The sequence below is a fragment of the Rathayibacter sp. PhB151 genome (assembly GCF_004366415.1).
Taxonomy (GTDB): Bacteria; Actinomycetota; Actinomycetes; order Actinomycetales; family Microbacteriaceae; genus Rathayibacter; species Rathayibacter festucae.
The window spans coordinates 37864-62446 of record NZ_SOEN01000011.1 but is presented as its reverse complement, the minus strand read 5'-3'; the positions used below and the strand labels follow the sequence as shown (position 1 = coordinate 62446).

Genomic DNA, 24583 nt, shown 5'->3' with positions numbered 1-24583 from the left:
GATGCCACTTGTGACGGCCCGACACGGCGTGTCGAGCGCACAAGTGGCATCTCGCGGAGTGCGTCAGCGCTGAGGGTCAGTGGCCGTTCCAGGTCTCGACGTTCGTGACCTTGACCGTGATGTTCCGGCCGTTGGGGGCCTCGAAGGTGGTGGAGTCGCCGACCTTCAGACCCATGATCGCGCCGCCGAGCGGGCTCTGCGGGCTGTAGACGTCGAGGTCGCTCTCGCCCGCCATCTCGCGGTTGCCGAGGAGGAAGCGCGACTCGTCGCCGGCGATCTCGGCGGTGATGATCGTGCCGGCCTCGACGACGCCGTGGCTCTCGGGCGGCGTGCCGATCTCGGCCTCGCGCAGCAGCGCGGTCAGCTGGCGGATGCGCGCCTCGATCTTGCCCTGCTCGTCCTTGGCGGCGTGGTAGCCGCCGTTCTCCTTGAGGTCTCCCTCCTCGCGCGCGACCTCGATGCGCTTGGCGATCTCGAGGCGTCCGTTGGTGGACAGCTCGGTGTGCTCCGCCTGGAGGCGGTCGTACGACTCCTGGGTCATCCAGGTGACCTGAGGCTGGTCGGCCATGGTGGGCTCCTCACATGACGGCCGCGCGCGACCGACGGTGCTGTCGGGCGCCTGGCCCGTCGAGCGGATCGACCGAGGGCGTGCGGCGGGGGAAAAGACAAGGCCCCGACGAGTCCGTCAGGGCACCCCGACACCCTACGGGAGCCAGCAGGAGGAGATCAAACCTGTCGTGGCGAGCTCCGTGGTGCGCACCGTCTCGGTGTAGGAGCGGAAGCGATCGGTGGACGCGGGGTACTCGACGACGAGCCAGCCGACCACGGCGGACTGCTCGTTGAGCGCCTGGACGGCGCAGGCCGCGTCGCGTCCGGTCGGGACGGTGAGGTCGAAGGACACCTGGACGGTGCGGTCGTCCACGACCACGTGCGCGGTGTCCTGCACGTCGACGCCGTCGCGGGCTCCGTCGAGGCCGGCCCAGATCACCCAGGCGGCGAACACCGCGACGAAGGCGACGGCGACGAGGGCGAAGAGCCGGCGGTCGCCGCGGCGGCTGCGCGGCGTTCTCCCGTAGCGGGAGGCGAGGGGTCCGGCGGCGCGGACGGCGTCCGGGTCGAGGGCGGGGTCGCTCGCGCGCTCGTCGCTCTCGGACGTTCGGGCGGCCACGGAACTCCCTGGGTGAAGCGACTATTCTGGCGGATGACGTGCGCCGGTGAGAACCGAGCGACGCCCCCCATTAAACCCCGAGGAATCGAGCGATCGTGTCCCAGGCCGTCCAGGTCTCCGCAGATTCAGAGGCGCGTGCGGACGCCGCGCCGCGCGAGGTCCCGCGCCTGCTCGCCGTGCACGCCCACCCGGACGACGAGTCCAGCAAGGGCGCCGCGACCCTCGCCTCCTACGCCGATCGCGGCGCCGAGGTCATGGTCGTCTCCTGCACCGGCGGCGAGGCCGGCTCCGTTCTGAACGAGGCGCTCGGCGCCCGCGCGCACGCCGAGCGCGACATGGGCGGCCTGCGCCGCTACGAGATGGCCGCCGCGCAGCGGGCGCTCGGCATCGAGCACGCCTGGCTGGGCTTCGTCGACTCCGGGATGCCCGAGGACGGCGCCGTCGCCGCGGACTCCTTCGCCGGCCTGCCGCTGCCGACCGCTTCGGCACCGCTGGTGCGCCTCGTCCGCCGGTTCCGCCCGCACGTGATCATCAGCTACGACGAGAACGGCGGCTACCCGCACCCGGACCACATCCGGGCGCACCAGGTCGCGGTCGAGGCGTTCCGCGCCGCGGGCGAGGCCGACGAGTACCCAGGCACCGGCGCCGCCTGGTCCGTCTCGAAGCTCTACTACGACCGCGTCTTCTCCTCGCAGAAGCTGCGGGCCATCGCCGAGCACATCCGCTCGATCGACCCGGAGGACCCGCTGCTCGCCTCCTTCGAGGAGATGAAGCGCTGGAACGAGGAGACGCCCTACCTCGCCACCACGAAGATCGTCGTCTCCGGCTTCCACGACCGCCGCGACGCGGCCCTGCTGGCGCACGCGAGCCAGGTCGCGCCCGACAACAAGTTCTTCTTCCTCCCGCACTCCGCGATCGACGCCGCGTGGCCGACCGACGACTTCCAGCTCGTGCAGAGCCGGGTCGACGCGCCGACGCCGGAGACCGACCTCTTCGCCGGGATCGACGTCGCGCTGCCGGGTGACGCCGCCCTCGCCGCCCCCGCCCCCGAGGAGCAGTCCGCATGATCGCCGCGACCGTTCTCGAGGCCGCCCACCTCGCCCTGATCCGCGCCGCCGAGGCGACGCCGGTGCCGACGACCGCGCCGGAGTTCAACGAGGACACGGTGACACCCGGCCTGTTCGGCTTCATCACGATGTTCGTGATCGCGCTCGCCGCCGTGTTCCTCGCACTCGACATGGTCCGCCGGGTCCGCCGGACGACCTACCGCGCCCAGGTCAACGAGCAGCTCGACTCCGAGGAGCGCGAGCGCGCGGAGGACGCCCCGTCCGGACGCTGACGCTCGGACGCTGATGCGCCCTGCGCTGACGGCGCCCGGCGCTCAGCCGACGTTGTAGGTCGGGTGCAGGCAGACGATCAGCGCCGCCGTCCAGTGGCAGAGGAACGCCACCGCGGTCAGCGCGTGGAAGATCTCGTGGAAGCCGAAGACCCCGGGCACGGGGTTCGGCCGCTTGATCCCGTAGACGACCGCGCCGACGGAGTAGCAGAGGCCGCCGACCAGCACGAGCACCATCATCGCCGCGCTCGCCTCGAACAGCGGGCCGAGGTACATCACCGCCGCCCAGCCCAGCAGCAGGTAGAGCGGCACGTAGAGCCAGCGCGGCGCGGAGATCCAGAACACCCGGAAGCCGATCCCGAGCAGCGCCCCCGCCCAGACCAGCACGAGCAGCAGCGAGCCCTGCGCGGGCGGCAGGGCGAGCGCGGCGAGCGGCGTGTACGTGCCGGCGATCAGCAGGAAGATGTTCGCGTGGTCGATCCGCTTGAGGATCATCTTGGTCCGCGGCGACCAGTCGAAGCGGTGGTAGAGCGCCGAGTTGCCGAAGAGCAGCAGCGACGAGACGGCGAACACGGTCGCGGCCCACTTCGCCGGAGCGCCCTCGGCGACGCTGACCAGGACGATGCCCGCGACGATCGCGACCGGGAACAGTCCGGCGTGGATCCAGCCGCGCCAGGTCGGCCGCGCCTCCGTCGCCGCACCGTGCGCGATCTCGTCCTCGACGAGCGGGAGGGCGGGCAGCGCCGGGCCTGCCGCGTCGTCCTCCGCCAGGGCGCGCGCATCCGGATCGGGCGTGGGGGAGGTCGGCCGGTGGCTCATACGGTCGAGGATACGACCCGCCGCTCCGCCCGCCCCGGGAGTCCGCGCTCGGACGGGGGAGTGGCCGTGGGGTCCGTCATCCGGGTCCGTCTTCGACTACCGTGGCAGGGTGCCGAAGCCGAGACTGCCTGTGGGAAGGGACCTCCTCTACGGCGTCTACAAGAAGCGGCTGCGCTCGAGTCTCGAGGGCGCCGCGCTGCCGAACCACGTCGCGATGATCATCGACGGCAACCGCCGCTGGGCCCGCCAGCGCGCGCTCGAGACGGCCGCCCACGGCCACCGGGCGGGCGCCGCCAAGGTGCACGAGTTCCTGCAGTGGTGCGACGAGCTCGGTGTCCGGCACGTCACCCTCTACCTGCTCTCGCAGGACAACCTGGTCGGCCGGGACAGCTCCGAGCTGACCGAGCTGATCGCGATCATCGCCGACCTCGCCGAGGAGGTCTCGCAGCAGCCCGAGTGGCGCGTGCAGCACGTGGGCTCCGACGACGGGCTGCCGGAGTCGCTCGTCTCGGCGCTCGACTGCGCGGAGGAGCGCACCGCCTCGCACACCGGTCTGCACGTGAACCTCGCGGTCGGCTACGGCGGCCGGCACGAGATCGCGCAGGCGGTCCGCAGCATCCTGGACGAGCACGGCAAGCGCGGCTCGTCGATCGAGGACGTCGCGGGGCTGCTCACGCCCGAGCTGATCGGCGAGCACCTCTACACGAGCGGGCAGCCCGACCCGGACCTCGTCATCCGCACCTCGGGCGAGCAGCGCCTCTCCGACTTCATGCTCTGGCAGAGCGCGCACAGCGAGTTCTACTTCATGGAGGCGCTCGGCCCCGACATCCGCGAGGTCGACTTCCTCCGGGCGCTGCGCGACTACGCCGGCCGGCACCGCCGCTTCGGCAGCTGAGCCGCCCTCCCGCGCGCGCTGTTCACATAGCCGTTACACGTTCGTCTCGGCAAGAACCACACGGCTGTCATTTCCGGGATTAGGTTCGGATCATCAGGTGACGCGCCTGGTCGAGTCGGCCACACAAGTACGACTCGATGACTGCCAGTGAAGGAACTGCGCGGTGCCGAGACGCACCACCGGCCGACTCGAATCCTCTGAAGTGAGTCGGGGGCTCCGGCCCCCGGAATGTGGAGAGTCGACGTGACAGTTCCCCAGGGTACGGATCCGCAGAACGGCACGCAGGGCGCGGTCCACCGCCGCGCGCAGCACGGCTCCTCGGATCGCACCGAGCAGCTCCAGCGCACCTACGTCCTCGACACCTCGGTGCTGCTGTCGGATCCCTCCTCGATGTTCCGCTTCGCGGAGCACGCCGTCGTCCTGCCGATCGTCGTGATCAGCGAGCTCGAGGGCAAGCGCAACGACCCCGAGATCGGCTACTTCGCCCGCCAGGCGCTGCGGCACCTCGACGAGCTGCGGGTCAAGCACGAGCGGCTGGACTTCCCGATCCGGGTCGGCCGGGGCGGGACCCTCCGCGTCGAGCTGAACCACTCGAACATGTCGGTGCTGCCCAGCGGGCTGCAGCTCGGCGACAACGACTCGCGGATCCTCGCCGTGGCGATGAACCTGCAGAGCGAGGGCGCCCTCGTCACCGTCGTGTCCAAGGACATGCCGATGCGGGTGAAGGCCGCCTCGATCGGCCTCGCCGCGGAGGAGTACCTCGCCGAGCTCGCCCCCGAGTCGGGCTGGACGGGCATGGACGACGTCACCCTGCGGGGCGACCAGATGAGCGAGCTCTACGACCGCGAGCGGCTCTTCACCGACGAGGTCGCCGACATCCCGATCAACACCGGCCTGGTCGTGCACTCGGATCGCGGCTCGGCGCTCGCGCGGGTGACCGGCAAGCGCCAGATCACGCTGGTGCGCGGCGACAAGGACGTCTTCGGGCTGCACGGCCGCTCCGCGGAGCAGCGGCTGGCGATCGACCTGCTGCTCGACCAGGAGGTGGGCATCGTCTCGCTCGGCGGCCGGGCCGGCACCGGCAAGTCGGCGCTCGCACTCTGCGCGGGGCTCGAGGCGGTGCTGGAGAAGCGCCAGCACAAGAAGATCATGGTGTTCCGGCCGCTCTACGCGGTCGGCGGCCAGGACCTCGGCTTCCTGCCCGGCGACGCCGCCGAGAAGATGAACCCCTGGGCGCAGGCGGTCTTCGACACCCTCGGCGCGCTGGTCTCGCAGAACGTGCTCGACGAGGTGATCGAGCGCGGCATGCTCGAGGTGCTGCCTCTGACGCACATCCGCGGGCGCTCGCTGCACGACGCCTTCGTGATCGTGGACGAGGCGCAGTCGCTCGAGCGCAACGTGCTGCTGACGGTGCTGTCCCGGGTCGGCCAGAACTCGCGGGTGGTGCTCACCCACGACGTCGCCCAGCGCGACAACCTGCGGGTCGGCCGCTACGACGGCGTCGCCTCGGTGATCGAGACGCTGAAGGGGCACCCGCTGTTCGCGCACGTGACGCTGACGCGGTCCGAGCGCTCGGCGATCGCGGCGCTCGTCACCGAGATGCTGGAGTCGAACGAGTCGGCCTAGGTCCTGAGCGACCTTCGGTCATCTCCGGCTCGCAGAATCACGTCCGGCTCGCCGGAATCACTGGTTCCCGCGAGCCGGAGGCCGTTCCGCGTGCCGGAGGTGCTCCACGGCTGGAGTGATCCGGGGCTGCGGCGCGTAGCGTGGGGCGGGTGAGCATCCTCGACGACGCGCTCCTCGAGCGCTTCCGCCTCCGCGCGGCCGACTACGACGCGCGCAACGTCTTCTTCACCGAGGACCTCGAGGAGCTGAAGGCCGCCGGGTATCTGACGATGCTCGTCCCGGCGGAGCTCGGCGGCGGCGGCCTCGGCCTCGAGCAGGCCACGGCCGAGCACACCCGGCTGGCGACGGCCGCTCCCGCGACCGCGCTCGCGACCACGATGCACCTGGTCTGGACCGGGATCGCGAAGGCCCTGCGCGCCCGCGGCGACGCCTCGCTCGAGCGCGTCCTCGTCGACGCGGCGGCCGGGCACGTCTTCGCCTTCGGCAACAGCGAGCCCGGCAACGACCTCGTGCTCTCCGACTCGCTCACCCGCGCAGAGCCCCTCGGCGACGGCGGCTACCGCTTCACCGGCACCAAGATCTTCACCTCGCTCTCGCCCGCCTGGACGCGGCTCGGCGTCTTCGGCCGCGACGACAGCGGACCGGAGCCGCGGCTCGTGCACGGCTTCGTCGACCGGCCGTCGCCGGACGCGCCGGTGCCGGGGCTCACCGTGCACGACGACTGGGACACCCTCGGCATGCGCGCCACCCAGAGCCGGACCACGGTGCTCGACGGCGTCGAGGTGCCGGCCGCGCGGATGTTCCGCTCGCTGCCCGTCGGCCCGACCACCGACCCGCTGGTCTTCGCGATCTTCGCCGACTTCGAGCTGCTGATCGCCTCGGTCTACCTCGGCGTCGCCCAGCGCGCCCTCGACCTCGGCGTGGCGTCGGCGCGGAAGCGGACGTCGCTTCGGGCCGGCGGGCGCCCGCTGGCCGAGGACCCGGACATCCGCTGGCGCCTCGCCGACGCCGCGATCCTGCTCGACGGGCTCCGGGCACCGCTCGCGAGCGCGGCGGCCGACGTCGACGCGCTGGTCGATCGCGGGGCGGGCTGGTTCCCGTCGCTCGTCGGTGTGAAGATCCGCACCACCGAGGCGGCGCTGCGCATCGTCGAGAGCGCGGTCCGCGTCTCGGGCGGCTCGTCCTACCGCCGCGACTCCGAGCTCTCCCGGCTCTACCGCGACGTGCTCGCCGGGCTCTTCCACCCCTCCGACGACGAGTCCGCGCACGGGCTCTTCGCGAACGCGCTGCTCGGGCCGGTGCCGCCGCGGGAGTGAAGGGCGGACGTCCGGCATCGCCTGTGGACAACTCCGGCGGGCGCGGGGCGATCGGCCCTACAGTCTCCGGATGCACCGGCTCCAGGACCTCTCGGCAGCGCTCGTCGGCGCGGTCCTGCTCGGCGCGATCGGGCTCGCGAGGGTCGAGGGGCGGGCGGCGATCGTCGTCCTCGTCGTCGCCGCGGTGACCGTGCCGCTCGTGGTCGCGGACGTGCGCGAGCGGCGGCTGCCGAACGCGCTGACGGTGCCGATCCTGCTGGCGGGGCTCGCGTCGACGGCCGGCGGATCCTCGGTGGGCCGGGTGCCGGCGGAGCTCCCCGCCGCGCTGGTGACCGCGCTCGCGCTCGGGGTGCTGCACGCCGCGGGCGGGCTCGGCCGGGGCGACGTGAAGCTCGGGACGGGGCTCGCGCTTCCGCTCGCGGCGGTCGATCCGGGGCTCGCGCTGGCCGCGCCGGTGCTGGCGTTCGTCCTGGCCGGCGCGTGGAGTCTGCCGTCGGCGCTCCGCGGCGGGGGCGAGCGGATCCCGTTCGGACCCTTCCAGCTCGCCGCGTTCTGGCTCGTCATCGTCGGCGCGTGACGGGCGAGCCTCGGACGCTGGTCCGCACGGTCGCGGAGGTGTAGACCGGGTGCCGAGCGAGGAGGCCGACATGGCGGACGGCGACGGAGACGACGGGACGGACAGCGGGAGCGCGGTGCGGGAGCGGCGGACGACCTGCGCGATCGTGGGCGGTGGCCCGGCGGGCCTGGTGCTCGGTCTGCTGCTGGCGCGGGCCGGCGTCGCGGTGACGGTCCTGGAGAAGCACGCCGACTTCCTCCGCGACTTCCGCGGCGACACGGTGCATCCGACGACGCTGGGGCTGCTCGAGGACCTCGGGCTCCTCGACCGCTTCGAGGCGATCCGGCACTCGCGGGTGGAGCGGGTGACGATCCCCGGCCGCGACGGGCGCGACGTGGTGATCGCGGACTTCACGCGGCTGCCGGTGCGCCACCCGTACGTCGCGATGGTGCCGCAGTGGGACCTGCTCGCCCTGGTCGCCGAGGCGGCGCAGGCCGAGCGCTGCTTCACGCTCCTCACCGAGCACGAGGTGACCGGCGTCGTCCGCGAGGGCGGGCGGGTCGTCGGTGTCGAGTACCGGTCGCCGGCCGGGGAGGGGCGCCTGCTCGCCGATCTGACCGTCGCCTGCGACGGGCGCTGGTCGGCGGTGCGCCGGGCGGTCGGGCTGCGGGTGCGGTCGCTGCCGGTCGGCTTCGACGTCTGGTGGTACCGCCTGCCGACCGCGCGGGCCGTGGGCGAGTCCCTCCTGCCGCGGATCGGGCGCGGGCGGGTGTCGATCGCGATCCCGCGCGACGGCTCTCTGCAGATCGCGCGGCTCGGGCCCAAGGGGACCGACGCGGCGGTGCGGGAGCGGGGGATCGAGGCGTTCCGGGCGGAGGCGGCCGAGCTGCTCCCCGAGGTCGCCGAGGACGTGGCGGGGATCGCGTCGATGGACGACGTGAAGCACCTCGACGTCCGGCTCGAGCGGCTGCCGCGATGGCACGCTCCGGGGGTGCTCTGCCTCGGCGACGCGGCGCACGCGATGTCGCCGGTGGGCGGCGTCGGCATCAACCTGGCCGTGCAGGACGCGGTGGCGGCGGCGTGGCTGCTGGCTGGGCCGCTGCGCCGGGGGGTGCTGCGGACGGCATCCGGCGAGCGCGTCCTCGCGCGGGTGCAGCGCCGGCGCGCGCTGCCCGCCGTGCTGATCCAGTCGCTGCAGCGGGTGCTGCACGCGCGCCTGATCCTGCCGGCGCTGGCCGGGCGGCTCTCAGGGCCGCCGCCCGCGCTCGCGGCGCTGCTCCGGCTGCTGCCCGGGCTCGCCGTCGTGCCGGCGGTACTGGTCGGCATCGGTCCGCGGCCCGAGCGCGCGCCGTCGTGGGCGCGGCGGCCGGCCGCGCGGTGACGGCGGCGGGTCTCGATACGCCCCTGCGGGGCTACTCGACCAGCATGCGCGGGCGCCCGTCGCGCGACGGCCGACCCTTCATGTTGATCGAGTAGCCCGCGGAGCGGGCGTATCGAGATCCGCCGGTGTCCGGAGAGTGAGTCTCGATACGCGCCTGCGGCGCTACTCGACCAGCAGGGAGGCCGGCTCAGCCCGGGTGGGTCATCGACATGACGTCGAGGGCGCTGTCGAGCTGCTCCTCCGTCACCTCGCCGCGCTCGACGAAGCCGAGGTCGACGACGGACTCACGGACGGTGATGCCCTTCGCGACCGAGTTCTTCGCGACCTTGGCGGCGGCCTCGTAGCCGATCACCTTGTTCAGCGGCGTGACGATCGAGGGCGAGGACTCGGCGAGGGCGCGCGCGTGCTCGACGTTCGCCTCGAGGCCGTCGATGGTCTTATCGGCGAGCAGCGTGGCCGAGGCGGTGAGCAGGCGGATCGACTCCAGCAGCGCGGTGCCCATCACCGGGATGGCGACGTTCAGCTCGAAGGCTCCGGAGGCTCCGGCCCAGGCGATCGTCGCATCGTTGCCGATGACCCGGGCGCAGACCATCAGGACCGCCTCCGGGATCACCGGGTTCACCTTGCCCGGCATGATCGACGAGCCGGGCTGGAGGTCCGGGATACTGAGCTCGCCGAGACCGGTGTTCGGGCCGGACCCCATCCAGCGCAGGTCGTTGTTGATCTTGGTGAGGCTGACCGCGAGCACGCGGAGCGCGCCGGACGCCTCGACGAGCGAGTCGCGGGCGCCCTGCGCCTCGAAGTGGTTGCGCGCCTCGGTGACGGGCAGGCCGGTCTCCTCCGCGAGGCGGGCGATGACCTTCGCCGGGAAGCCGGCGGGCGTGTTGATGCCGGTGCCGACGGCGGTGCCGCCGAGCGGGACCTCCGCGACCCGGGGGAGGGCGGACTGCACGCGCTCGATGCCGAGGCGGATCTGCGCCGCGTAGCCGCCGAACTCCTGGCCGAGGGTCACGGGCGTCGCGTCCATCAGGTGGGTGCGGCCGGCCTTGACGACCTCGGCCCACAGCTCGGCCTTGGTCTCGAGGGCCTCGGCGAGGTGCTCGAGGGCGGGCACCAGGTCCTGGATCAGCGCACCGGTCACGGCGACGTGCACCGAGGTGGGGAAGACGTCGTTCGAGGACTGCGAGGCGTTGACGTGGTCGTTCGGGTGCACCGGGCGGCCGAGCGCGGTGGTCGCCAGGGTGGCGAGCACCTCGTTCATGTTCATGTTCGACGACGTGCCGGAGCCGGTCTGGTAGACGTCGATCGGGAAGTGCTCGCCGTAGCCGCCGCCGACGACGAGGTCGGCCGCGTCGGCGATGGAGCGGGCGATCTCGCCCTCGAGCACGCCGAGATCGGCGTTGACGAGGGCCGCGGCCTTCTTGATCCGGGCGAGGGCCGCGATCTGGGCGGGCTCGAGGCCGGCGCCGGAGATCGGGAAGTTCTCGACCGCGCGCTGCGTCTGCGCGGCGTAGAGCGCGTCGCGCGGGACGCGGACCTCGCCCATCGTGTCGTGCTCGATGCGGAAGGCGTCGTCGGCGCCGGAGTCGGTCGGGGAGGTGTCCACCACGCTGTGTTCGTCCTGTTCTGTTCGGTTCATCGGTTCGGAGAGAGGAGGTCGAGGGCCGGCTACTCGGCGGCCGGAGCGGTCGCGTCGGGGCTCGACACGCTCTGCAGTGGGCTGGAGGTGCGCTCCTGCTCCGAGCGGTACGGGCTCATCTGCGGCGGGTCGATGCCGAGGACCACGTCGGAGTCGACGGTGCCGTCGGCGAGGCGGTAGTTGGCGCCGACGACCGCGAGCTCTCCCGCGGCGACCGCGTCGGCGATGAGCGGGGAGCGCTGCAGCAGCTCGGCCACCGTGTCGCGGAGGTGCTCGCGGCCGACCGCGAGGGCGTCGGTCGTCGACGGGTCGACGAGCACGCGACCGTCGGGCTGCGGGCCGACGATGCGGCGGACGGCCGGGATGATCGGCTCGATCAGGTGCTCGATGTGCGGCGGGAGGCGCTCGGCGTCGGGCGCCTGCGACTGGATCGCGGCCTTGACCGCTCCGCACTCGTCGTGCCCGAGGACGAGGATCAGCTTCACGCCGAGCACAGCGACGCCGTACTCGAGCGAGCCGATGATCGAGTCCGCGATGACCTGGCCGGCGTTGCGGACCACGAAGAGGTCGCCCAGGCCGAGGTCGAAGATGATCTCGGCCGCGAGGCGCGAGTCGCTGCAGCCGAAGAGCGCGGCGAGCGGCTTCTGCTCGGCGGCGAGCTCGTTGCGGCGCTCGACGTCCTGACGGGGGTGGCGGGGCTCACCGGCGACGAAGCGCTGGTTGCCGCGCAGCATCTCCTTCCAGACCCACGACGGCGGGCGCGATTCGCGCGCGACGGCGATGCTCTGCGGGACCTCGTGCTGGGGACTCGACGGATCGAAGCTCAACGGGACTCCTCCTGGCCGATCTGCGGGGTGATGGCGTCGACGACCTGGCGGATCTCGTCCGTCGGCGCCGTACCGTAGACGAGGTAGGTGCTGCCACCGGCCGTCGTCTCGAGAGCGTAGGGGCTGTTGCCGGTCTCGCCGGCACCGTCGCGGTGGTCGTAGACCGTCCACTCGCGGCCGTCGATCTGCTCGACGCCGGTCGCCGCGGCGCTGTCGAGCTGGCCGGAGACCCAGCGCTCATCGGCGTCGAAGCCCTGGCTGACGCCGATGTAGCCGTTCTTCGGCGTGATCAGGCCGACGTACCAGTACTCGATCCCGCCGTCCTCGCGCAGCTCGGCCGCGTTCGAGGACCAGGAGTCGGGCATGTCGGGCGCGGCGAGGGTCTCGCTCTCGCCGAGCTGGAACTGGGCGGCGACCGCCGGCACGTCCACCGGGTCGCGGACGGTGCCCTCGCCGCGGGGGACGATCAGCACGATCAGCGCGACCGCGCCGACGGTGGCGAGCAGCGAGAAGACGAGGTTGTTGACGGTCTTGCGCTGGCGGTAGAGCCGGGAGTTCTCGGCCTTGCGGGCCGCGGTCTCGGCGGCCGTCTCGGGACGGCCGAGCTCGGCGACGACGCGCGGCGGCTTCTCGCGGCTCATCCGGCGCTCGATCCGCCGGCGCTCGATCCGCCCGAGCGGGCGGCGTCGAGCCGCGCGCGGGCGCCGATCAGCCACTCCTCGCAGCGGGCCGCGAGCGCCTCGCCGCGCTCCCACAGGGCGAGCGAGCGCTCGAGGGTGGAGCTGCCCTGCTCGAGCTCGGAGACGACGCGGACGAGCTCGTCGCGCGCCTGCTCGTAGCTGAAGCCGGAGACGTCGGTCTCGCGGGACGGGACGGGGTCGCTCGACGGCACGGCGGGGGAGTCGGTGCGGGCGTCGGCCATGGTGGTGATCCTATCGATCGGGGCTGCGAGGAGGGCGCGGGCGGGTGGGAGCGGGGCGGGTCAGCCGCGGCCGGCGGGATCGGCCGCGGGCCCGGTCGAGCGGGCGGCGACGGCGCCCTCGGCGAGGGTGAGCACGAGCGCCTCGCCCTCGGCCGCGTCCTGCGGGGTGCGGACCACGTGACCGCTGCCGTTCTGCACGATCGCGTAGCCGCGGTCGAGGGTGTGCTGCGGCGACAGCGCGCGGAGGTGGCCGTGCAGGCGCTCGACCTCCAGGTGGGCGCGCTCGATCCGCCGCTCGACCAGCTCGGCGCCGCGGGCGACCCAGCGGGTCAGCTCCTCCGAGCGCTGGTCGACCAGGACCCGGGGCTGCGCGAGGACCGGCCGGGAGCGCAGCTGCGAGAGGCGGTCGATCTCGTGCGAGACGAGCCCGCTGACCCGGGTGGTCATCCGCAGCCGCGCCTGCTGCACGCGGAGCAGCTCGTCGGAGACGTCCGGGACGACCCGCTTCGCCGCGTCGGTCGGGGTGGAGGCGCGGAGATCCGCGACGTCGTCGAGCAGCGGGCGGTCCGCCTCGTGCCCGATCGCGCTGACCACGGGGGTGGTGCAGGCCGCGACCGCCCGCACGAGGGACTCGTCGCTGAAGCCGAGCAGGTTCTGGAAGTCGCCGCCGCCGCGGGCGATCACGATCACGTCGATGCTCGCGTCGGCGTCGAGGGTGCGCAGGGCTGAGGTCACCTCGGACACCGTGCGCTCGCCCTGCACGGCGGCGTGCACGACGCGGAAGCGCACGGCCGGCCAGCGCAGCTGCGCGTTGCGGAGGACGTCCTTCTCGGCGTCGGAGTCCTTGCCGGTGATCAGGCCGATCCCGTGCGGGAGGAAGGGCAGCCGCTGCTTGCGCGCGGGCTCGAACAGCCCCTCCGAGGCGAGCTGGCGGCGCAGGCGCTCGAGCTTCTCGAGCAGATCGCCGAGCCCGACGTGCCGCATCTCGAACACCTGCATCGAGAGCGTGCCGCCCTTGACCCAGTAGTTCGGCTTGACCAGGGCGATCACCCGGTCGCCCTGCTTGAGGTCCGCCGGGAGGCGGGCCCGGACCGAGGACCAGACCGTGAAGCCGACGGTGGCGTCGCCGGAGAGGTCCTTCAGCTTGCCGTAGACGTTCCCGCCGGAGACGCCCCACTGCGTGATCTCGCCCTCGACCCACGCGGTGCCGAGGCGCTCGATCCAGCCCTTGATCTTGCTCGCGAGCAGACCGACCGGCCAGGGAGCATCGGCGGTGGGAGGGGCGTCTGTCATCAGTGCCTTCGCTGGAGCGGGCGGGCGGGGGAGCGGGTGGCGGACCCGCGAGGACCACGGTACGGGATGCCTCCGACACCTCGGCCGCCGCGGCGCCCGGCCGGGCGCGGGGCCGCGCGTCCGGCCACCGGTCGCCGGATCCGGCCCTTCCGCGGGGAGCACAGGATGCACCGCGTAGAATCGCGGGGTGAGTGAAGCCCCGATCAGCCTGCCCATGCCGCGCATGCCCCGCGCTACCGGGCGCCTGCGCGACGAGCCCGTCGACGGCGCCAAGCGGGTGCTCCTCGCCGCTCCGCGCGGCTACTGCGCCGGCGTCGACCGCGCGGTCGTCGCCGTCGAGAAGGCCATCGAGCACTACGGCGCCCCCGTCTACGTGCGCAAGCAGATCGTGCACAACGTGCACGTCGTCTCCACGCTCGAGAGCCAGGGCGCGATCTTCGTCGAGGAGGTCGACGAGGTCCCCGAGGGCTCGCACATCGTCTTCAGCGCGCACGGCGTCTCGCCGGCGGTCGTGCAGGGCGCGGCCGACCGGGGCCTCCAGGCGATCGACGCGACCTGCCCCCTGGTCACTAAGGTGCACCGCGAGGCCGTCCGCTTCGCACGCGACGACTTCGAGATCCTCCTGATCGGCCACGAGGGGCACGAGGAGGTCGAGGGCACCGCGGGCGAGGCCCCCGATCACGTGACCCTGGTCGGCAGCCCCGACGACGTCCCGAACATCGTGGTGAAGGACCCGGACAAGGTCGTCTGGCTCTCGCAGACCACGCTCTCGGTCGACGAGACGATGGAGACGGTGCGCCGCCTCCGCGAGCGCTTCCCGAACCTGCAGAACCCGCCGAGCGACGACATCTGCTACGCCACCCAGAACCGCCAGGTCGCGATCAAGAAGGTCGCCGAGCACGCCGAGCTGGTCATCGTGGTCGGCTCGGCCAACTCCTCGAACTCGGTCCGCCTCGTCGAGGTCGCGCTCGAGTACGGCGCGAAGGCCGCGTACCGGATCGACTACGCCAGCGAGATCAAGCAGGAGTGGCTCGACGGCATCCGCACCGTCGGCGTCACCAGCGGCGCCTCGGTGCCCGAGGTCCTCGTGCGCGAGGTGCTCGACGACCTCGCCGCCGCCGGCTACGGCGACGTCGAGGAGGTCAAGACGGCCGAGGAGGACCTGATGTTCTCGCTCCCCAAGGAGCTCCGCAAGGACGTCGCCGGCAAGCGCGACGCCCGCGGGGCCGGCGGACGCGTGAGCGCCTCCGTCAGCGCCTGACGCTCCGCTCGCAGAACACCGAGAAGGCCGCCGCTCCCGAGGGAGGGCGGCCTTCTCGCGTGAGCGGGCTCGGGCGCTAGACGTCCGTGCCGGTCCCGGCGGACATCCGCGAGACGTAGTCGGCGAAGGTCGGATCGCCGAGGATCGCGATGGCCGCGACCGTCAGGGAGAGCACGACCGTCGCGACGATCCCCAGGATCGGCACCAGCACGGCGCGCTTGCCGGCCCGCAGCCGGCGGATCGAGATCCAGACCGCGAACGCGACGATCAGCGCCTGCGCGAGCGCCACGACCAGCCCGAGGGTGCGGGCGAGGTCGGGGGAGGCGTAGGTGCCGATGCCCTGGCTCGTGTAGAGCTCGGAGAGGGTGGTCGCGAAGCTCGACGGGTCGAGCAGCGTCGGCACGGCGAAGAAGACGCCGAGCGCGAGCAGGACGATCGTGATCAGCCGGTCGACGGGGTGCGCGACGGTCTTCGCCGACGGCGCGGTCGCGGGCCGCGGATCGGTCTCGGACCCTCGCGGGTCGGGGACGACGACGGCGTCCTCCGGAGGCGTCCACGACCAGCCGGGCGGCGCGTACTCGCCGTACTGCGGTTCCGGGCGCTCGGTGCGGCCCGGCTGGTCGTGTGCGTTCGTCACGGAGCGGTGCCCTACTTCCCGGAGTGGCCGGCGGAGCCGAGCTGGCGGGTCGCCTCGGCGACGCGGACGGCCATGGCGGACTCGGCGATCTTGCCCCACGAGCGCGGGTCGTAGACCTTCTTGTTGCCGACCTCGCCGTCGACCTTGAGGAAGCCGTCGTAGTTCTTCAGCACGGTGTCGGCGACCGAGCGGCTGAAGGCGTACTGGGTGTCGGTGTCGATGTTCATCTTCACGACGCCGTTGCGGACCGCCTCGGCGATCTCCTCGTCGGTCGAGCCGGAGCCGCCGTGGAAGACGAGGTCGAGCGGGAGGGCCTCGGTGCCGTACTTCTTCTGCAGGCCGTCCTGGATCTCGCGGAGCAGCTCGGGGCGCAGGCGCACGTTGCCCGGCTTGTAGACGCCGTGGACGTTGCCGAAGGTCAGCGCGGCCATGTAGCGGCCCTGCTCGCCGAAGCCGAGGGCCTCGACGGTCGCGATCGCGTCGTCGAGCGTGGTGTAGAGGTGCTCGTTGATGTCGTGCGAGACGCCGTCCTCCTCGCCGCCGACGACGCCGATCTCGACCTCGAGGATCGCGTTGATCGCCTTCACGCGCGGCAGGATCTCCTGGGCGATCTTCAGGTTCTCGTCGAGGGGCACGGCCGAGCCGTCCCACATGTGCGACTGGAAGAGCGGCTCGCGACCGGCCTTGACCTCCTCCTCGGAGGCGGCGATCAGCGGGTAGACGAAGCCCTCGAGCGCGTTCTGCGGGCAGTGGTCGGTGTGCAGCGCGACCGTGACCGGGTAGTTCTTGGCGACCTCGGTGGCGAACTTCGCGAAGGCGATCGCTCCGGCGGCGCGGTTCTTGACCGTGTGGCCGGCGAAGTAGTCGGCGCCTCCGGTCGTGACCTGGATGATGCCGTCCGAGCCGGCCTCGGACAGGCCTTGCAGCACCGAGTTGATGGTCTGCGAGGAGGAGACGTTGAACGCGGGGTACGCGAAGCCGCCCTTCTTCGCCTTGTCGAGCATCTCTGCGTACTGGTCCGGGGTAGCGACGGGCATGGCATCTCCTTTGACGGATGAACGGGAGGGGGTCGGGCGAGGCCCGCGTCGGCGTCGAGTCTAGCGAGGCGGCTGCGGGGCATCCCCCGGGCGCGGGGCACGCCTCCGATAGGCTTCGCCCTGGGATGGGGATCCGCTCCGCGGGTCCTGCGACGACGCCGTCTGCACGAACTCGAACGCGAAGGACTCCGCGCTGTGACCGAAATCGACCACGACTCGCTCTACCTCCACCCGGACCGCAACCTCGGCATGGAGCTCGTCCGAGCCACCGAGGCGGCGGCGATCCGCGCCGTCCCCTTCATCGGCAAGGGCGACAAGAACGCCGCCGACGGCGCCGCCGTCGACGCGATGCGCACCTTCCTCGGCACCGTCAACTTCGACGGGGTCGTCGTCATCGGCGAGGGCGAGAAGGACAACGCGCCGATGCTCTACAACGGCGAGCACGTCGGCAACGGCTCCGGGCCGGCCGCCGACATCGCCGTCGACCCGATCGACGGCACCTCGTTGACCGCGGCGGGCCGGCAGAACGCGCTGTCGATGATCGCCGTCGCGGACCGCGGGGCGATGTTCGACCCGTCCGCCGTGTTCTACATGGAGAAGATCGTCACCGGGCCCGAGGGCGTGGGGATCATCGACATCCAGCGCCCGATCGGCGAGAACATCCGCGCGCTGGCGCGGGCCAAGCGCAAGCCCGTCGACGAGATGCGCATCGCGGTGCTCGACCGCCCGCGGCACGCGCAGCTGATCGACGACATCCGCGCCGCCGGTGCCGGCACGCGGCTGCTGCTCGACGGCGACGTCGCGGGCGGCATCAACGCCGCTCGGCACGACTCGCGAGTCGACATGTGCGTGGGCACCGGTGGGACGCCCGAGGGCATCATCACCGCGTGCGCGATCCGCGCGCTCGGCGGCGTGATCCAGGGCATCCTCCGCCCCAAGGACGACGACGAGCGCCAGCGCGCGATCGACGCCGGCCACGACCTCGACCGCGTCCTGCACGCGAACGACCTGGTCCGCAGCGACAACACCTACTTCGTCGCCACCGGCGTGACCAACGGCGGTCTGGTGAAGGGCGTCCGCAAGGAGGGCCACATCATCACCACCGAGTCGATCGTCCTGCGCTCGCGCTCGGGCACGATCCGCCGCGTGACGGCCCAGCACCTCGCGGAGAAGTGGGTCTAGACGGCCGCTGCCGCATGCCGGTCGAGTAGCCGCGCAGCGGCGTATCGAGACCCGCGTTCATGCGTGGGTGGATCTCGATACGCGCCCTCCCGGCGCTACTCGATCAGCATGGTGGGGCGCGCCCTGTCCGACGGTCGAGCCGCCGCGGAGCGGCGCCCACATGCTGGTCGAGGAGCCGCGCAGCGGCGTATCGAGACCCCGCGGCTCAGGCCGTGCGCTCGTCCGGGGCGAGGAGCTCGACGGCCGTCAGGCGGCGCGGGGACGTCGTGACGCCGCCGGCCGGCGCGATCACGCGGGACTCGTCGAGGGTGTCGAACTGGCGCGCGGTGACGAGGACGCGGGTCTCGAGCGAGCCGGCGAAGGCGTTGTAGGAGTCGACCGTCTTCTCGATCGAGCGGCGCAGCCCCTCCGCATGGTCGGCGAGGGTCGCCAGCCGCGCGTAGAGCGTCTTGCCGAGGTCGAGCAGCCGCTTCGCGTCGTCGGTCAGGACGTCCTGCTGCCAGGTGTAGGCGACGGTCTTCAGCACCGACCAGAGCGTCACCGGCGAGGCGAGGGCGACCCGCTTGCGGAACGCGTACTCCAGCAGCGTCGGATCGGCGTCGAGCGCGCTGGCGAGCAGCGGCTCGCTGGGGATGAAGGCGATGACGAATTCCGGGCTCGCCGGCAGCCCGGTCCAGTAGGCGCGGCCGGCGAGGGCGTCGATGTGCCCGCGGAGGGCGCGCACGTGCGCGCGCAGCAGCCCGGCACGCCGCGCCTCCTCGTCGGCCCCCGCGCCGGCGGGGATCGCGCTCGCCTCGAGGTACGCGTCGAACGGCACCTTGGCATCCACGGCGATCGCCTTGCCGCCGGGCAGGCGCACGACCATGTCGGCGCGGCCCCTCCCGCCCTCGCCCTCCAGGCCGAACTGCACGTCGAAGTCGACCCGCTGGGTCAGCCCGGCCGCCTCGACGACGTTGCGCAGCTGCGTCTCGCCCCACGCACCCCGGCTGGCGCTCGAGCGCAGCGCCGAGGCGAGCGTCTCGGTGGTCGAGCGGAGCCTCTCCCCGGCGAGCCGCTGCCCCTCCAGCTGCTCGGTGATGGCGCCGAACTGCGCGGCGCGCTCGCTCTCGAGGCGGCGCACCGACTCCTGCATCCCGCGCAGGCTCTCGGCGACGGGGGAGAGCGTCTGCAGGATCCGCGCGTCGTGGCGCTCGCGCTCGGCGACGACCCGCAGCTGCTCCTGCAGCTCGCGGATCTGATCGCGGGCGGAGCCGAGGTGCTCGCGGTGCTGCTCCACGACGGACTCGTGCCGCTCCTCGAGCCCCTCGGCCCGCGCCTGCGCGGTCGCCAGCTCGAGGGCGAGCGCGGTGTCGGGAGTGCGGGCGCGGGCGAGCAGCACGGCGACGACGGCGGCGAGGAGCGCGCCGACCGCGAGGCCGAGAACGAAGCTGAGTTCCATGCGCCGAGGAGACCACGGACCTCCGACATCCGAGCGGCGGCGCTCCGGAGCGGCCGCCCTGCGCTCCGGGAGATGTGCTCGACGGAGTGTCCTCCACCGGTTCGCGGGGCGCCGGCCACGCGATCGGACGCTGCCGCGCGGCTCGCGCCCTGCGGCGGATCGTCCGGCGCCCGGCCGCTAGCGTGGAGGGATGAGCCCGGCCGATCCCTCACCGGCCGCCGCCTCCTCGTCCGCCGTCCGACGGCGCCGGGGAGGGACGGCGGCCCTCGCCGCCCTCGGGGTCGTGCTGCTGCTCACCGGAGCCTCGGACCTGAGCGCCGCGACCGCTCCCGCGACCGCTCCCGCGACCGCGGTGCCCGGCATCCGGATGTGGACGGACCTGGCCGGTGGTGTGGACGAGTCCGGCTTCGACCCGGGCGACATCGTCTCGGACGAGGTCTTCTTCGACGGCGGCGCGCTCGGCCCGCTGACCGTGCAGGCGTTCCTGAACGCGCGGGTGCCCTCCTGCGCCGGGACCGACGTCCCCTGCCTGCGCGACTACGCCGAGGACACCGGCGACGTCGCCGCCGACGAGCAGTGCGACGCGTACCTCGGCGGGCAGGACGTCTCCGCCGCGGAGATCGTCAGCGCGGTCGCGGGCGCCTGCGACGTCAGCCCCGCCGTGCTGCTGACACTGCTGCAGAAGGAGCAGTCGCTCGTCACCGACAGTGCGCCGAGCGAGCGGCAGTTCCGCAGCGCCACCGGCTACGGCTGCCCGGACACGGCGGACTGCGACAGCGACTACTTCGGCTTCTTCGGCCAGGTCTACGGTGCGGCCTGGCAGTTCCAGCGCTACCGGAACCCCGACAGCAGCTTCGACTGGTACCCGGTCGGCGAGACCAGCGAGATCCAGTACTCGCCCGACGCCGCCTGCGGGACCGCTCCGGTGCGGATCGAGAACGCGGCGACGGCGGGGCTCTACTACTACACGCCGTATCAGCCGAACGCCGCGGCGCTGGCGAACCTCTACGGCTCGGGCGACGCGTGCTCGGCCTACGGCAACCGCAACTTCTGGCGCATCTTCAGCAACTGGTTCGGCGACCCGCGCGCGGGGGAGTGAGTCGCAAGGGCTCTCGGATCGCCGCCCGGGGGTCAGGCGGCGACCGGAGCCTTCGGCCGCAGGCGCTTGACCGACACCCCGGCCAGCTCCCCGAGCTCGGCCAGGCTCCCGGCCCCGTGCCGGCGGGCGGCGTGCACGACGATCGCGGCGCAGGCCTCGGCGTCGGCCGAGGCGTCGTGGTGGCGGAAGTCGTCGTAGCCGGCGGCGAACGCGACGGACGGCAGGCGGTAGGACTCGAGCTGGTAGGTCCTGCGGGCGAGCTGCAGCGAGCAGAGGTAGTCGTAGGCGGGGAGCTCGAGCGCGGTCGCGGCGCAGGCGGCGCGGATGACGCTCATGTCGAAGCCGGCGTTGTGGGCGACGAAGACGTCCTCGCCGGCGAAGGCGACGAGGTCGGCGAACTGCTCGACCCAGGAGGCCGCGCCGTGCACGTCGTGCTTGCGGATGCCGTGGATGCGGGTGTTCCACTCGAGGAAGTCGTCGTAGCCGTAGGGCGGGCGGATGAGCCAGCCCGCGCGGTCCACGACGCGGCCGTCGCGGACCTTCACCAGCCCGACCGAGCAGGCGGACGCTCCGTGCGAATTGGCGGTCTCGAAGTCGATGGCGGTGAAGTCGATGGGCACGACTTCACCCTCTCACGCACCTCCGACGCCGCCGGGACCGGCACGCGGCGCCCCCGCGACCACGCCGTAGGATGGATGCCCGTGGCTCTCACTATCGCAATCGTCGGACTCCCCAACGTCGGCAAGTCGACGCTCTTCAACGCGCTGACCAAGAACACGGTGCTCGCCGCGAACTACCCGTTCGCGACGATCGAGCCCAATGTCGGAGTCGTGAACCTGCCCGACTCCCGCCTCGAGGTGCTCGCCGGCATCTTCGGCTCCGAGCGCATCCTCCCCGCGCCCGTGTCGTTCGTCGACATCGCCGGCATCGTCCGCGGCGCGTCGGAGGGCGAGGGCCTGGGCAACAAGTTCCTCGCCAACATCCGCGAGGCCGACGCGATCGCGCAGGTCATCCGCGGCTTCGAGGACGCCGACGTCGTGCACGTCGACGGCAAGGTCGACGCCGCGAGCGACATGGAGACGATCAACACCGAGCTCGTCCTCGCCGACCTGCAAACCCTCGAGAAGGCCGAGGCGCGCTACGAGAAGGAGCTCAAGGGGAAGAAGATCGAGCCCATCGTGCTCGAGACGGCGAAGAAGGCCCGCGAGTTCCTCGACACCGGCAAGCCGCTCTCGGCGTCCTCGATCGAGCTCGAGCCGATCCGCGAGCTGGGCCTGCTCACCGCGAAGCCCTTCATCTACGTCTTCAACGTCGACGAGGCCGTGCTGACCGACGAGGCGCGCAAGGCCGAGCTGGCCGCGCTGGTCGCCCCCGCGCATGCGATCTTCCTCGACGCCAAGATCGAGTCCGAGCTGATCGACCTCGACGAGGCCGACGCTGCCGAGATGCTCGAGTCCACCGGCCAGACCGAGTCGGGCCTCAACCAGCTCGCGTCCATCGGCTTCGATACCCTCGGCCTGCAGACCTACCTGACGGCGGGCCCGAAGGAGACGCGCGCCTGGACGATCGGCAAGGGCTGGACCGCCCCGCAGGCGGCCGGCGTGATCCACACCGACTTCCAGAAGGGCTTCATCAAGGCCGAGATCATCTCGTTCGACGACCTCGTCGAGACCGGCTCCATCGCCGAGGCGCGCGCCAAGGGCAAGGCCCGCATCGAGGGCAAGGACTACGTCATGCAGGACGGCGACGTGGTGGAGTTCCGCTTCAACGTGTAGAACAGACCTTGATCTACGTCTCGCACGTCAGCTGTCGCAGGAAGGTCTCGCCGAGCAGCTCGGAGTGTCGACTCGGTACCTCGCTGGCATCGAACGTGGAGAGCGCAACCTCACCTTGGACTCGGTCGAGGCCCTCGCTGAGCAACTAGGTGTCGAGGCGCGCGCACTGCTCATTAGGCACTGACAGACGGTGCTTGAGATGCTTTCACGTAGCCGTCAAGGGGGCGACGCTCGAAAACTTGACCGAACAGACAAAGCATCGTGCCAACTGACACGATGTCAGTGGCGCCGTCCACTCCAGCGTTGGTTGAGCCGCATCGCCTGAACGAGTCACATCGCCCCGCCGCTCAGCAGGATGTCTAGTCACAAGTGAAGGATCCCCGTGCCACACAGCTCCATCAACCATTCTCGAATCGTGGCGCTCATCTGGAACATCGCCGACGATGTGCTCCGCGACCTCTATGTCCGAGGCAAGTACCGTGACGTGATCCTTCCCTTCACCGTCCTGCGTCGCCTGGATAGCGTCCTTGCCCCGACGCGAGACGCCGTGATGGCGATGAAGAAGATGCTGGATGAGGCGGGCGTCGGCGACCAGGATGCACCGCTGCGGGATGCTGCCAAGCAGGACTTCTACAACACGTCAGGTTTCTCGCTGAAGGACTTGCGCCACGTGTCGAACTCGACGCGTCTGCGGCAGAACTTCGAGGCGTACTTGGACGGGTTCTCGCCCAACGTGCAGGAGATCATCGACAATTTCGAGTTCCGAAACCAGTTACCTCGGCTGACGAAGGCTGACGCTCTCGGTGCGTTGATCGAGAAGTTCCTGGCGCCGGATCTCGATCTCTCCCCGGCCGGGATGGACAACCACGGGATGGGCACAGTCTTCGAAGAGCTGGTGCGCCGCTTCAATGAAGAAAACAACGAAGAAGCCGGCGAGCACTGGACACCGCGCGACGCGGTCCGGCTGATGACGCGGCTGATGTTCGAACCGATCGCTGACGTGATTCCGTCGGGCACGTACCGCCTCTACGATGGCGCGATGGGCACCGGTGGCATGCTGACTGTCGCCGAGGAAACACTGCATCACCTTGCTGAGTCTTCCGGCAAGAAGGTCTCCACTCATCTGTATGGGCAGGAGATCAACGCCGAGACCTACGCGATCGCCAAGGCCGACCTCATCCTCAAGGGGGACGGGAAAGCTGCAGACAACATCGTCGGCGGCCCGGAGTACTCAACGCTCTCGAATGACGCTTTCGCGGGCCAGGAGTTCGACTTCATGCTCTCGAACCCGCCTTACGGAAAGAGCTGGAAGACCGATCAGGACCGGCTCGGCGGCGCAAAGAAAATCCTCGACCCGCGCTTCGTGGTCACTCACGCTGGCGATAGCGAGTACTCGCTTGTCACGCGCAGCAGCGATGGGCAGCTGATGTTCCTCGCGAACCTGATCTCGAAGATGAAGCAGGAAACTGATCGGGGCTCCCGGATCGCGTCGGTCCACAACGGGTCATCGCTGTTCACCGGCGATGCAGGGCAGGGCGAGAGCAATATCCGTCGGTGGATCATCGAAAACGACTGGCTCGAAGCGATCGTCGCGCTGCCGCTCAAGATGTTCTACAACACCGGCATCGCGACCTACGTGTGGGTGCTTTCCAACCGGAAGGAGGAGCGCCGCAAGGGCAAGGTACAACTGATCGATGCCACTGGCTGGTCCACGCCCCTTCGAAGGAATCTCGGTGAGAAGGGTGTAGAGGTCAGCGTGACTGATGCGGACAAAGTGCTCGAAGCGTTCACGGCGTTCGACCAGTACGCCGACACCGATCGCTCTAAGGTGTTCGACGGAGTCGACTTCGGATACCAGAAGATCACCGTCGAGCGCCCTCTGCGCATTGTCGGAGTGGATCCGAACCGCGTGTATACAGCGAAGGAAATCAAGCAGTTCAAAGAAGACGGCGTGCGCGATGAGACTGCTCCGCCGGTCATCAGAAGGGCACTTCCGTACGCTGCCGTTTCTAACTCGCTTCACGGCCGATATGAGGCGATCATCAGCGGGCGAACGCGTGTGGTGGAGTACGAGCCCGACACCGAACTTCGCGACACTGAACAGGTGCCACTGACTGAGCCAGAAAATAGCTACGATGACGGCATCGAAGCCTTTTTCCGTCGCGAAGTCACGCCCTATGCTCCGGATGCCTGGATCGATGAATCAAAGACGAAGGTCGGCTACGAAATATCCTTCACGCGCCACTTCTATAGGCCCGCGCCAATGCGCACCCTCGCTGACATCCAAGCAGATATTCGCTCGCTCGAAGCCGAAACCGATGACCTGATCTCCGAGATCGCTGGTGAGGACTAATGTTCCGCCATTTGCCGATGTAT

At 71.2% G+C, this 24583-nt stretch carries 24 protein-coding genes and 1 pseudogene; 13 read left to right on the top strand and 12 right to left on the bottom strand.

Annotation, left to right across the window (positions count from 1 at the left end; genetic code table 11):
- Positions 1-76 precede the first annotated feature (76 nt).
- Positions 77-568, bottom strand: a complete 492-nt coding sequence (gene greA / locus EDF35_RS18420; RefSeq protein ID WP_123702741.1) for a transcription elongation factor GreA — start codon at positions 566-568, stop codon at positions 77-79.
- Between the two features lie 135 nt (positions 569-703).
- Positions 704-1168 (bottom strand): DUF4307 domain-containing protein, encoded by a 465-nt coding sequence (locus tag EDF35_RS18415; RefSeq protein WP_123702743.1) that lies wholly within the window; start codon positions 1166-1168, stop codon positions 704-706.
- A 95-nt stretch (positions 1169-1263) separates the two neighbouring features.
- On the opposite strand from EDF35_RS18415, the gene mca reads away from it, so the two are divergent.
- Positions 1264-2235 (top strand): mycothiol conjugate amidase Mca, encoded by a 972-nt coding sequence (mca, locus tag EDF35_RS18410; RefSeq protein ID WP_185020354.1) that lies wholly within the window; start codon positions 1264-1266, stop codon positions 2233-2235.
- Entirely contained in the window at positions 2232-2507 is a 276-nt protein-coding gene (locus EDF35_RS18405) for a hypothetical protein (protein WP_133963381.1), read from the top strand. The genes mca and EDF35_RS18405 overlap by 4 nt, the downstream gene beginning before the upstream one ends.
- A 42-nt stretch (positions 2508-2549) precedes the next feature.
- On the opposite strand, the gene EDF35_RS18400 is transcribed toward EDF35_RS18405, so the two are convergent.
- Complete coding sequence (locus tag EDF35_RS18400; protein ID WP_123702747.1) at positions 2550-3323, bottom strand: hemolysin III family protein; 774 nt, start codon at positions 3321-3323, stop codon at positions 2550-2552.
- Positions 3324-3453: 130 nt separating this feature from the next.
- Here EDF35_RS18400 and EDF35_RS18395 point away from each other — a divergent pair, with 130 nt between their 5' ends.
- The 5 genes from EDF35_RS18395 to EDF35_RS18375 all read left to right on the top strand — a co-directional run bounded on the left by EDF35_RS18395 (position 3454) and on the right by EDF35_RS18375 (position 9097).
- A complete protein-coding gene (locus tag EDF35_RS18395; protein WP_279587533.1) occupies positions 3454-4218 on the top strand; it encodes an isoprenyl transferase in 765 nt (254 codons plus the stop codon).
- A 243-nt stretch (positions 4219-4461) separates the two neighbouring features.
- Entirely contained in the window at positions 4462-5844 is a 1383-nt protein-coding gene (locus tag EDF35_RS18390) for a PhoH family protein (RefSeq protein WP_243586457.1), read from the top strand.
- A 140-nt stretch (positions 5845-5984) separates the two neighbouring features.
- Positions 5985-7160 (top strand): acyl-CoA dehydrogenase, encoded by a 1176-nt coding sequence (locus EDF35_RS18385; protein ID WP_133963380.1) that lies wholly within the window; start codon positions 5985-5987, stop codon positions 7158-7160.
- Between the two features lie 70 nt (positions 7161-7230).
- Positions 7231-7737 carry a prepilin peptidase gene (locus EDF35_RS18380; protein WP_133963379.1) on the top strand — a complete coding sequence of 169 codons (507 nt, stop codon included), beginning with the start codon at positions 7231-7233 and terminating at the stop codon, positions 7735-7737.
- 70 nt (positions 7738-7807) lie between these two features.
- Positions 7808-9097: an FAD-dependent oxidoreductase gene (locus tag EDF35_RS18375; RefSeq protein WP_133963378.1), complete on the top strand. Its 1290-nt coding sequence runs from the start codon at positions 7808-7810 to the stop codon at positions 9095-9097.
- A 187-nt stretch (positions 9098-9284) separates the two neighbouring features.
- On the opposite strand, the gene EDF35_RS18370 is transcribed toward EDF35_RS18375, so the two are convergent.
- The 5 genes from EDF35_RS18370 to xseA all read right to left on the bottom strand — a co-directional run bounded on the left by EDF35_RS18370 (position 9285) and on the right by xseA (position 13778).
- Entirely contained in the window at positions 9285-10706 is a 1422-nt protein-coding gene (locus tag EDF35_RS18370; protein WP_243840057.1) for a class II fumarate hydratase, read from the bottom strand.
- A 59-nt stretch (positions 10707-10765) separates the two neighbouring features.
- Positions 10766-11470, bottom strand: coding sequence for a carbonic anhydrase (locus EDF35_RS18365; protein ID WP_123732408.1), 705 nt, complete (start codon positions 11468-11470; stop codon positions 10766-10768).
- 89 nt (positions 11471-11559) lie between these two features.
- The gene (locus EDF35_RS18360) at positions 11560-12204 is read right to left on the bottom strand and encodes a DUF4245 domain-containing protein (RefSeq protein ID WP_123445420.1); all 645 of its coding nucleotides are present in this window, start codon (positions 12202-12204) and stop codon (positions 11560-11562) included.
- Positions 12201-12485: an exodeoxyribonuclease VII small subunit gene (locus EDF35_RS18355; protein WP_133963377.1), complete on the bottom strand. Its 285-nt coding sequence runs from the start codon at positions 12483-12485 to the stop codon at positions 12201-12203. The genes EDF35_RS18360 and EDF35_RS18355 overlap by 4 nt, the downstream gene beginning before the upstream one ends.
- 60 nt (positions 12486-12545) lie before the next feature.
- A complete protein-coding gene (xseA, locus tag EDF35_RS18350; RefSeq protein ID WP_133963376.1) occupies positions 12546-13778 on the bottom strand; it encodes an exodeoxyribonuclease VII large subunit in 1233 nt (410 codons plus the stop codon).
- 214 nt (positions 13779-13992) lie between these two features.
- On the opposite strand from xseA, the gene EDF35_RS18345 reads away from it, so the two are divergent.
- Complete coding sequence (locus tag EDF35_RS18345; RefSeq protein WP_123445422.1) at positions 13993-15039, top strand: 4-hydroxy-3-methylbut-2-enyl diphosphate reductase; 1047 nt, start codon at positions 13993-13995, stop codon at positions 15037-15039.
- Between the two features lie 76 nt (positions 15040-15115).
- Here EDF35_RS18345 and EDF35_RS18340 read toward each other — a convergent pair whose 3' ends face one another.
- A complete protein-coding gene (locus tag EDF35_RS18340) occupies positions 15116-15676 on the bottom strand; it encodes a DUF6264 family protein (RefSeq protein WP_133963375.1) in 561 nt (186 codons plus the stop codon).
- Between the two features lie 11 nt (positions 15677-15687).
- Positions 15688-16713: a class II fructose-bisphosphate aldolase gene (fbaA, locus tag EDF35_RS18335; protein ID WP_123445424.1), complete on the bottom strand. Its 1026-nt coding sequence runs from the start codon at positions 16711-16713 to the stop codon at positions 15688-15690.
- Between the two features lie 249 nt (positions 16714-16962).
- Between fbaA and glpX the strand changes: the two genes are divergently transcribed.
- On the top strand, positions 16963-17895 hold the full coding sequence (glpX, locus tag EDF35_RS18330; RefSeq protein WP_123704712.1) for a class II fructose-bisphosphatase: 933 nt from the start codon (positions 16963-16965) through the stop codon (positions 17893-17895).
- Between the two features lie 205 nt (positions 17896-18100).
- On the opposite strand, the gene EDF35_RS18325 is transcribed toward glpX, so the two are convergent.
- Positions 18101-19333: a DNA recombination protein RmuC gene (locus tag EDF35_RS18325; protein WP_133963374.1), complete on the bottom strand. Its 1233-nt coding sequence runs from the start codon at positions 19331-19333 to the stop codon at positions 18101-18103.
- Between the two features lie 190 nt (positions 19334-19523).
- Between EDF35_RS18325 and EDF35_RS18320 the strand changes: the two genes are divergently transcribed.
- A complete protein-coding gene (locus EDF35_RS18320) occupies positions 19524-20432 on the top strand; it encodes a hemagglutinin (protein ID WP_133963373.1) in 909 nt (302 codons plus the stop codon).
- Positions 20433-20464: 32 nt separating this feature from the next.
- Here EDF35_RS18320 and EDF35_RS18315 read toward each other — a convergent pair whose 3' ends face one another.
- Positions 20465-21052 carry an exonuclease domain-containing protein gene (locus tag EDF35_RS18315; RefSeq protein WP_123445426.1) on the bottom strand — a complete coding sequence of 196 codons (588 nt, stop codon included), beginning with the start codon at positions 21050-21052 and terminating at the stop codon, positions 20465-20467.
- 81 nt (positions 21053-21133) lie between these two features.
- On the opposite strand from EDF35_RS18315, the gene ychF reads away from it, so the two are divergent.
- The 3 genes and pseudogenes from ychF to EDF35_RS18300 all read left to right on the top strand — a co-directional run bounded on the left by ychF (position 21134) and on the right by EDF35_RS18300 (position 24560).
- Positions 21134-22207, top strand: coding sequence for a redox-regulated ATPase YchF (gene ychF, locus EDF35_RS18310; RefSeq protein WP_127886145.1), 1074 nt, complete (start codon positions 21134-21136; stop codon positions 22205-22207).
- A 25-nt stretch (positions 22208-22232) separates the two neighbouring features.
- Positions 22233-22391, top strand: a pseudogene (locus EDF35_RS18305) (helix-turn-helix transcriptional regulator); the annotation flags it as partial.
- 198 nt (positions 22392-22589) lie between these two features.
- Entirely contained in the window at positions 22590-24560 is a 1971-nt protein-coding gene (locus EDF35_RS18300) for a class I SAM-dependent DNA methyltransferase (protein WP_133963372.1), read from the top strand.
- Positions 24561-24583: the final 23 nt, after the last annotated feature.

What these genes read in the sequence shown, in the direction of transcription:
- EDF35_RS18345 (WP_123445422.1), top strand. Translation starts at nt 13,993, where the DNA reads ATGCCGCGCATGCCCCGCGCTACCGGGCGCCTGCGCGACGAGCCCGTC.
- EDF35_RS18405 (WP_133963381.1), top strand. Translation starts at nt 2,232, where the DNA reads ATGATCGCCGCGACCGTTCTCGAGGCCGCCCACCTCGCCCTGATCCGC.
- greA (WP_123702741.1), bottom strand. Translation starts at nt 568, where the DNA reads ATGGCCGACCAGCCTCAGGTCACCTGGATGACCCAGGAGTCGTACGAC.
- fbaA (WP_123445424.1), bottom strand. Translation starts at nt 16,713, where the DNA reads ATGCCCGTCGCTACCCCGGACCAGTACGCAGAGATGCTCGACAAGGCG.
- EDF35_RS18355 (WP_133963377.1), bottom strand. Translation starts at nt 12,485, where the DNA reads ATGGCCGACGCCCGCACCGACTCCCCCGCCGTGCCGTCGAGCGACCCC.
- EDF35_RS18380 (WP_133963379.1), top strand. Translation starts at nt 7,231, where the DNA reads ATGCACCGGCTCCAGGACCTCTCGGCAGCGCTCGTCGGCGCGGTCCTG.
- EDF35_RS18360 (WP_123445420.1), bottom strand. Translation starts at nt 12,204, where the DNA reads ATGAGCCGCGAGAAGCCGCCGCGCGTCGTCGCCGAGCTCGGCCGTCCC.
- EDF35_RS18365 (WP_123732408.1), bottom strand. Translation starts at nt 11,470, where the DNA reads ATGCTGCGCGGCAACCAGCGCTTCGTCGCCGGTGAGCCCCGCCACCCC.
- EDF35_RS18320 (WP_133963373.1), top strand. Translation starts at nt 19,524, where the DNA reads ATGAGCCCGGCCGATCCCTCACCGGCCGCCGCCTCCTCGTCCGCCGTC.
- EDF35_RS18400 (WP_123702747.1), bottom strand. Translation starts at nt 3,323, where the DNA reads ATGAGCCACCGGCCGACCTCCCCCACGCCCGATCCGGATGCGCGCGCC.
- EDF35_RS18325 (WP_133963374.1), bottom strand. Translation starts at nt 19,333, where the DNA reads ATGGAACTCAGCTTCGTTCTCGGCCTCGCGGTCGGCGCGCTCCTCGCC.
- xseA (WP_133963376.1), bottom strand. Translation starts at nt 13,778, where the DNA reads ATGACAGACGCCCCTCCCACCGCCGATGCTCCCTGGCCGGTCGGTCTG.
- EDF35_RS18375 (WP_133963378.1), top strand. Translation starts at nt 7,808, where the DNA reads ATGGCGGACGGCGACGGAGACGACGGGACGGACAGCGGGAGCGCGGTG.
- glpX (WP_123704712.1), top strand. Translation starts at nt 16,963, where the DNA reads ATGGAGCTCGTCCGAGCCACCGAGGCGGCGGCGATCCGCGCCGTCCCC.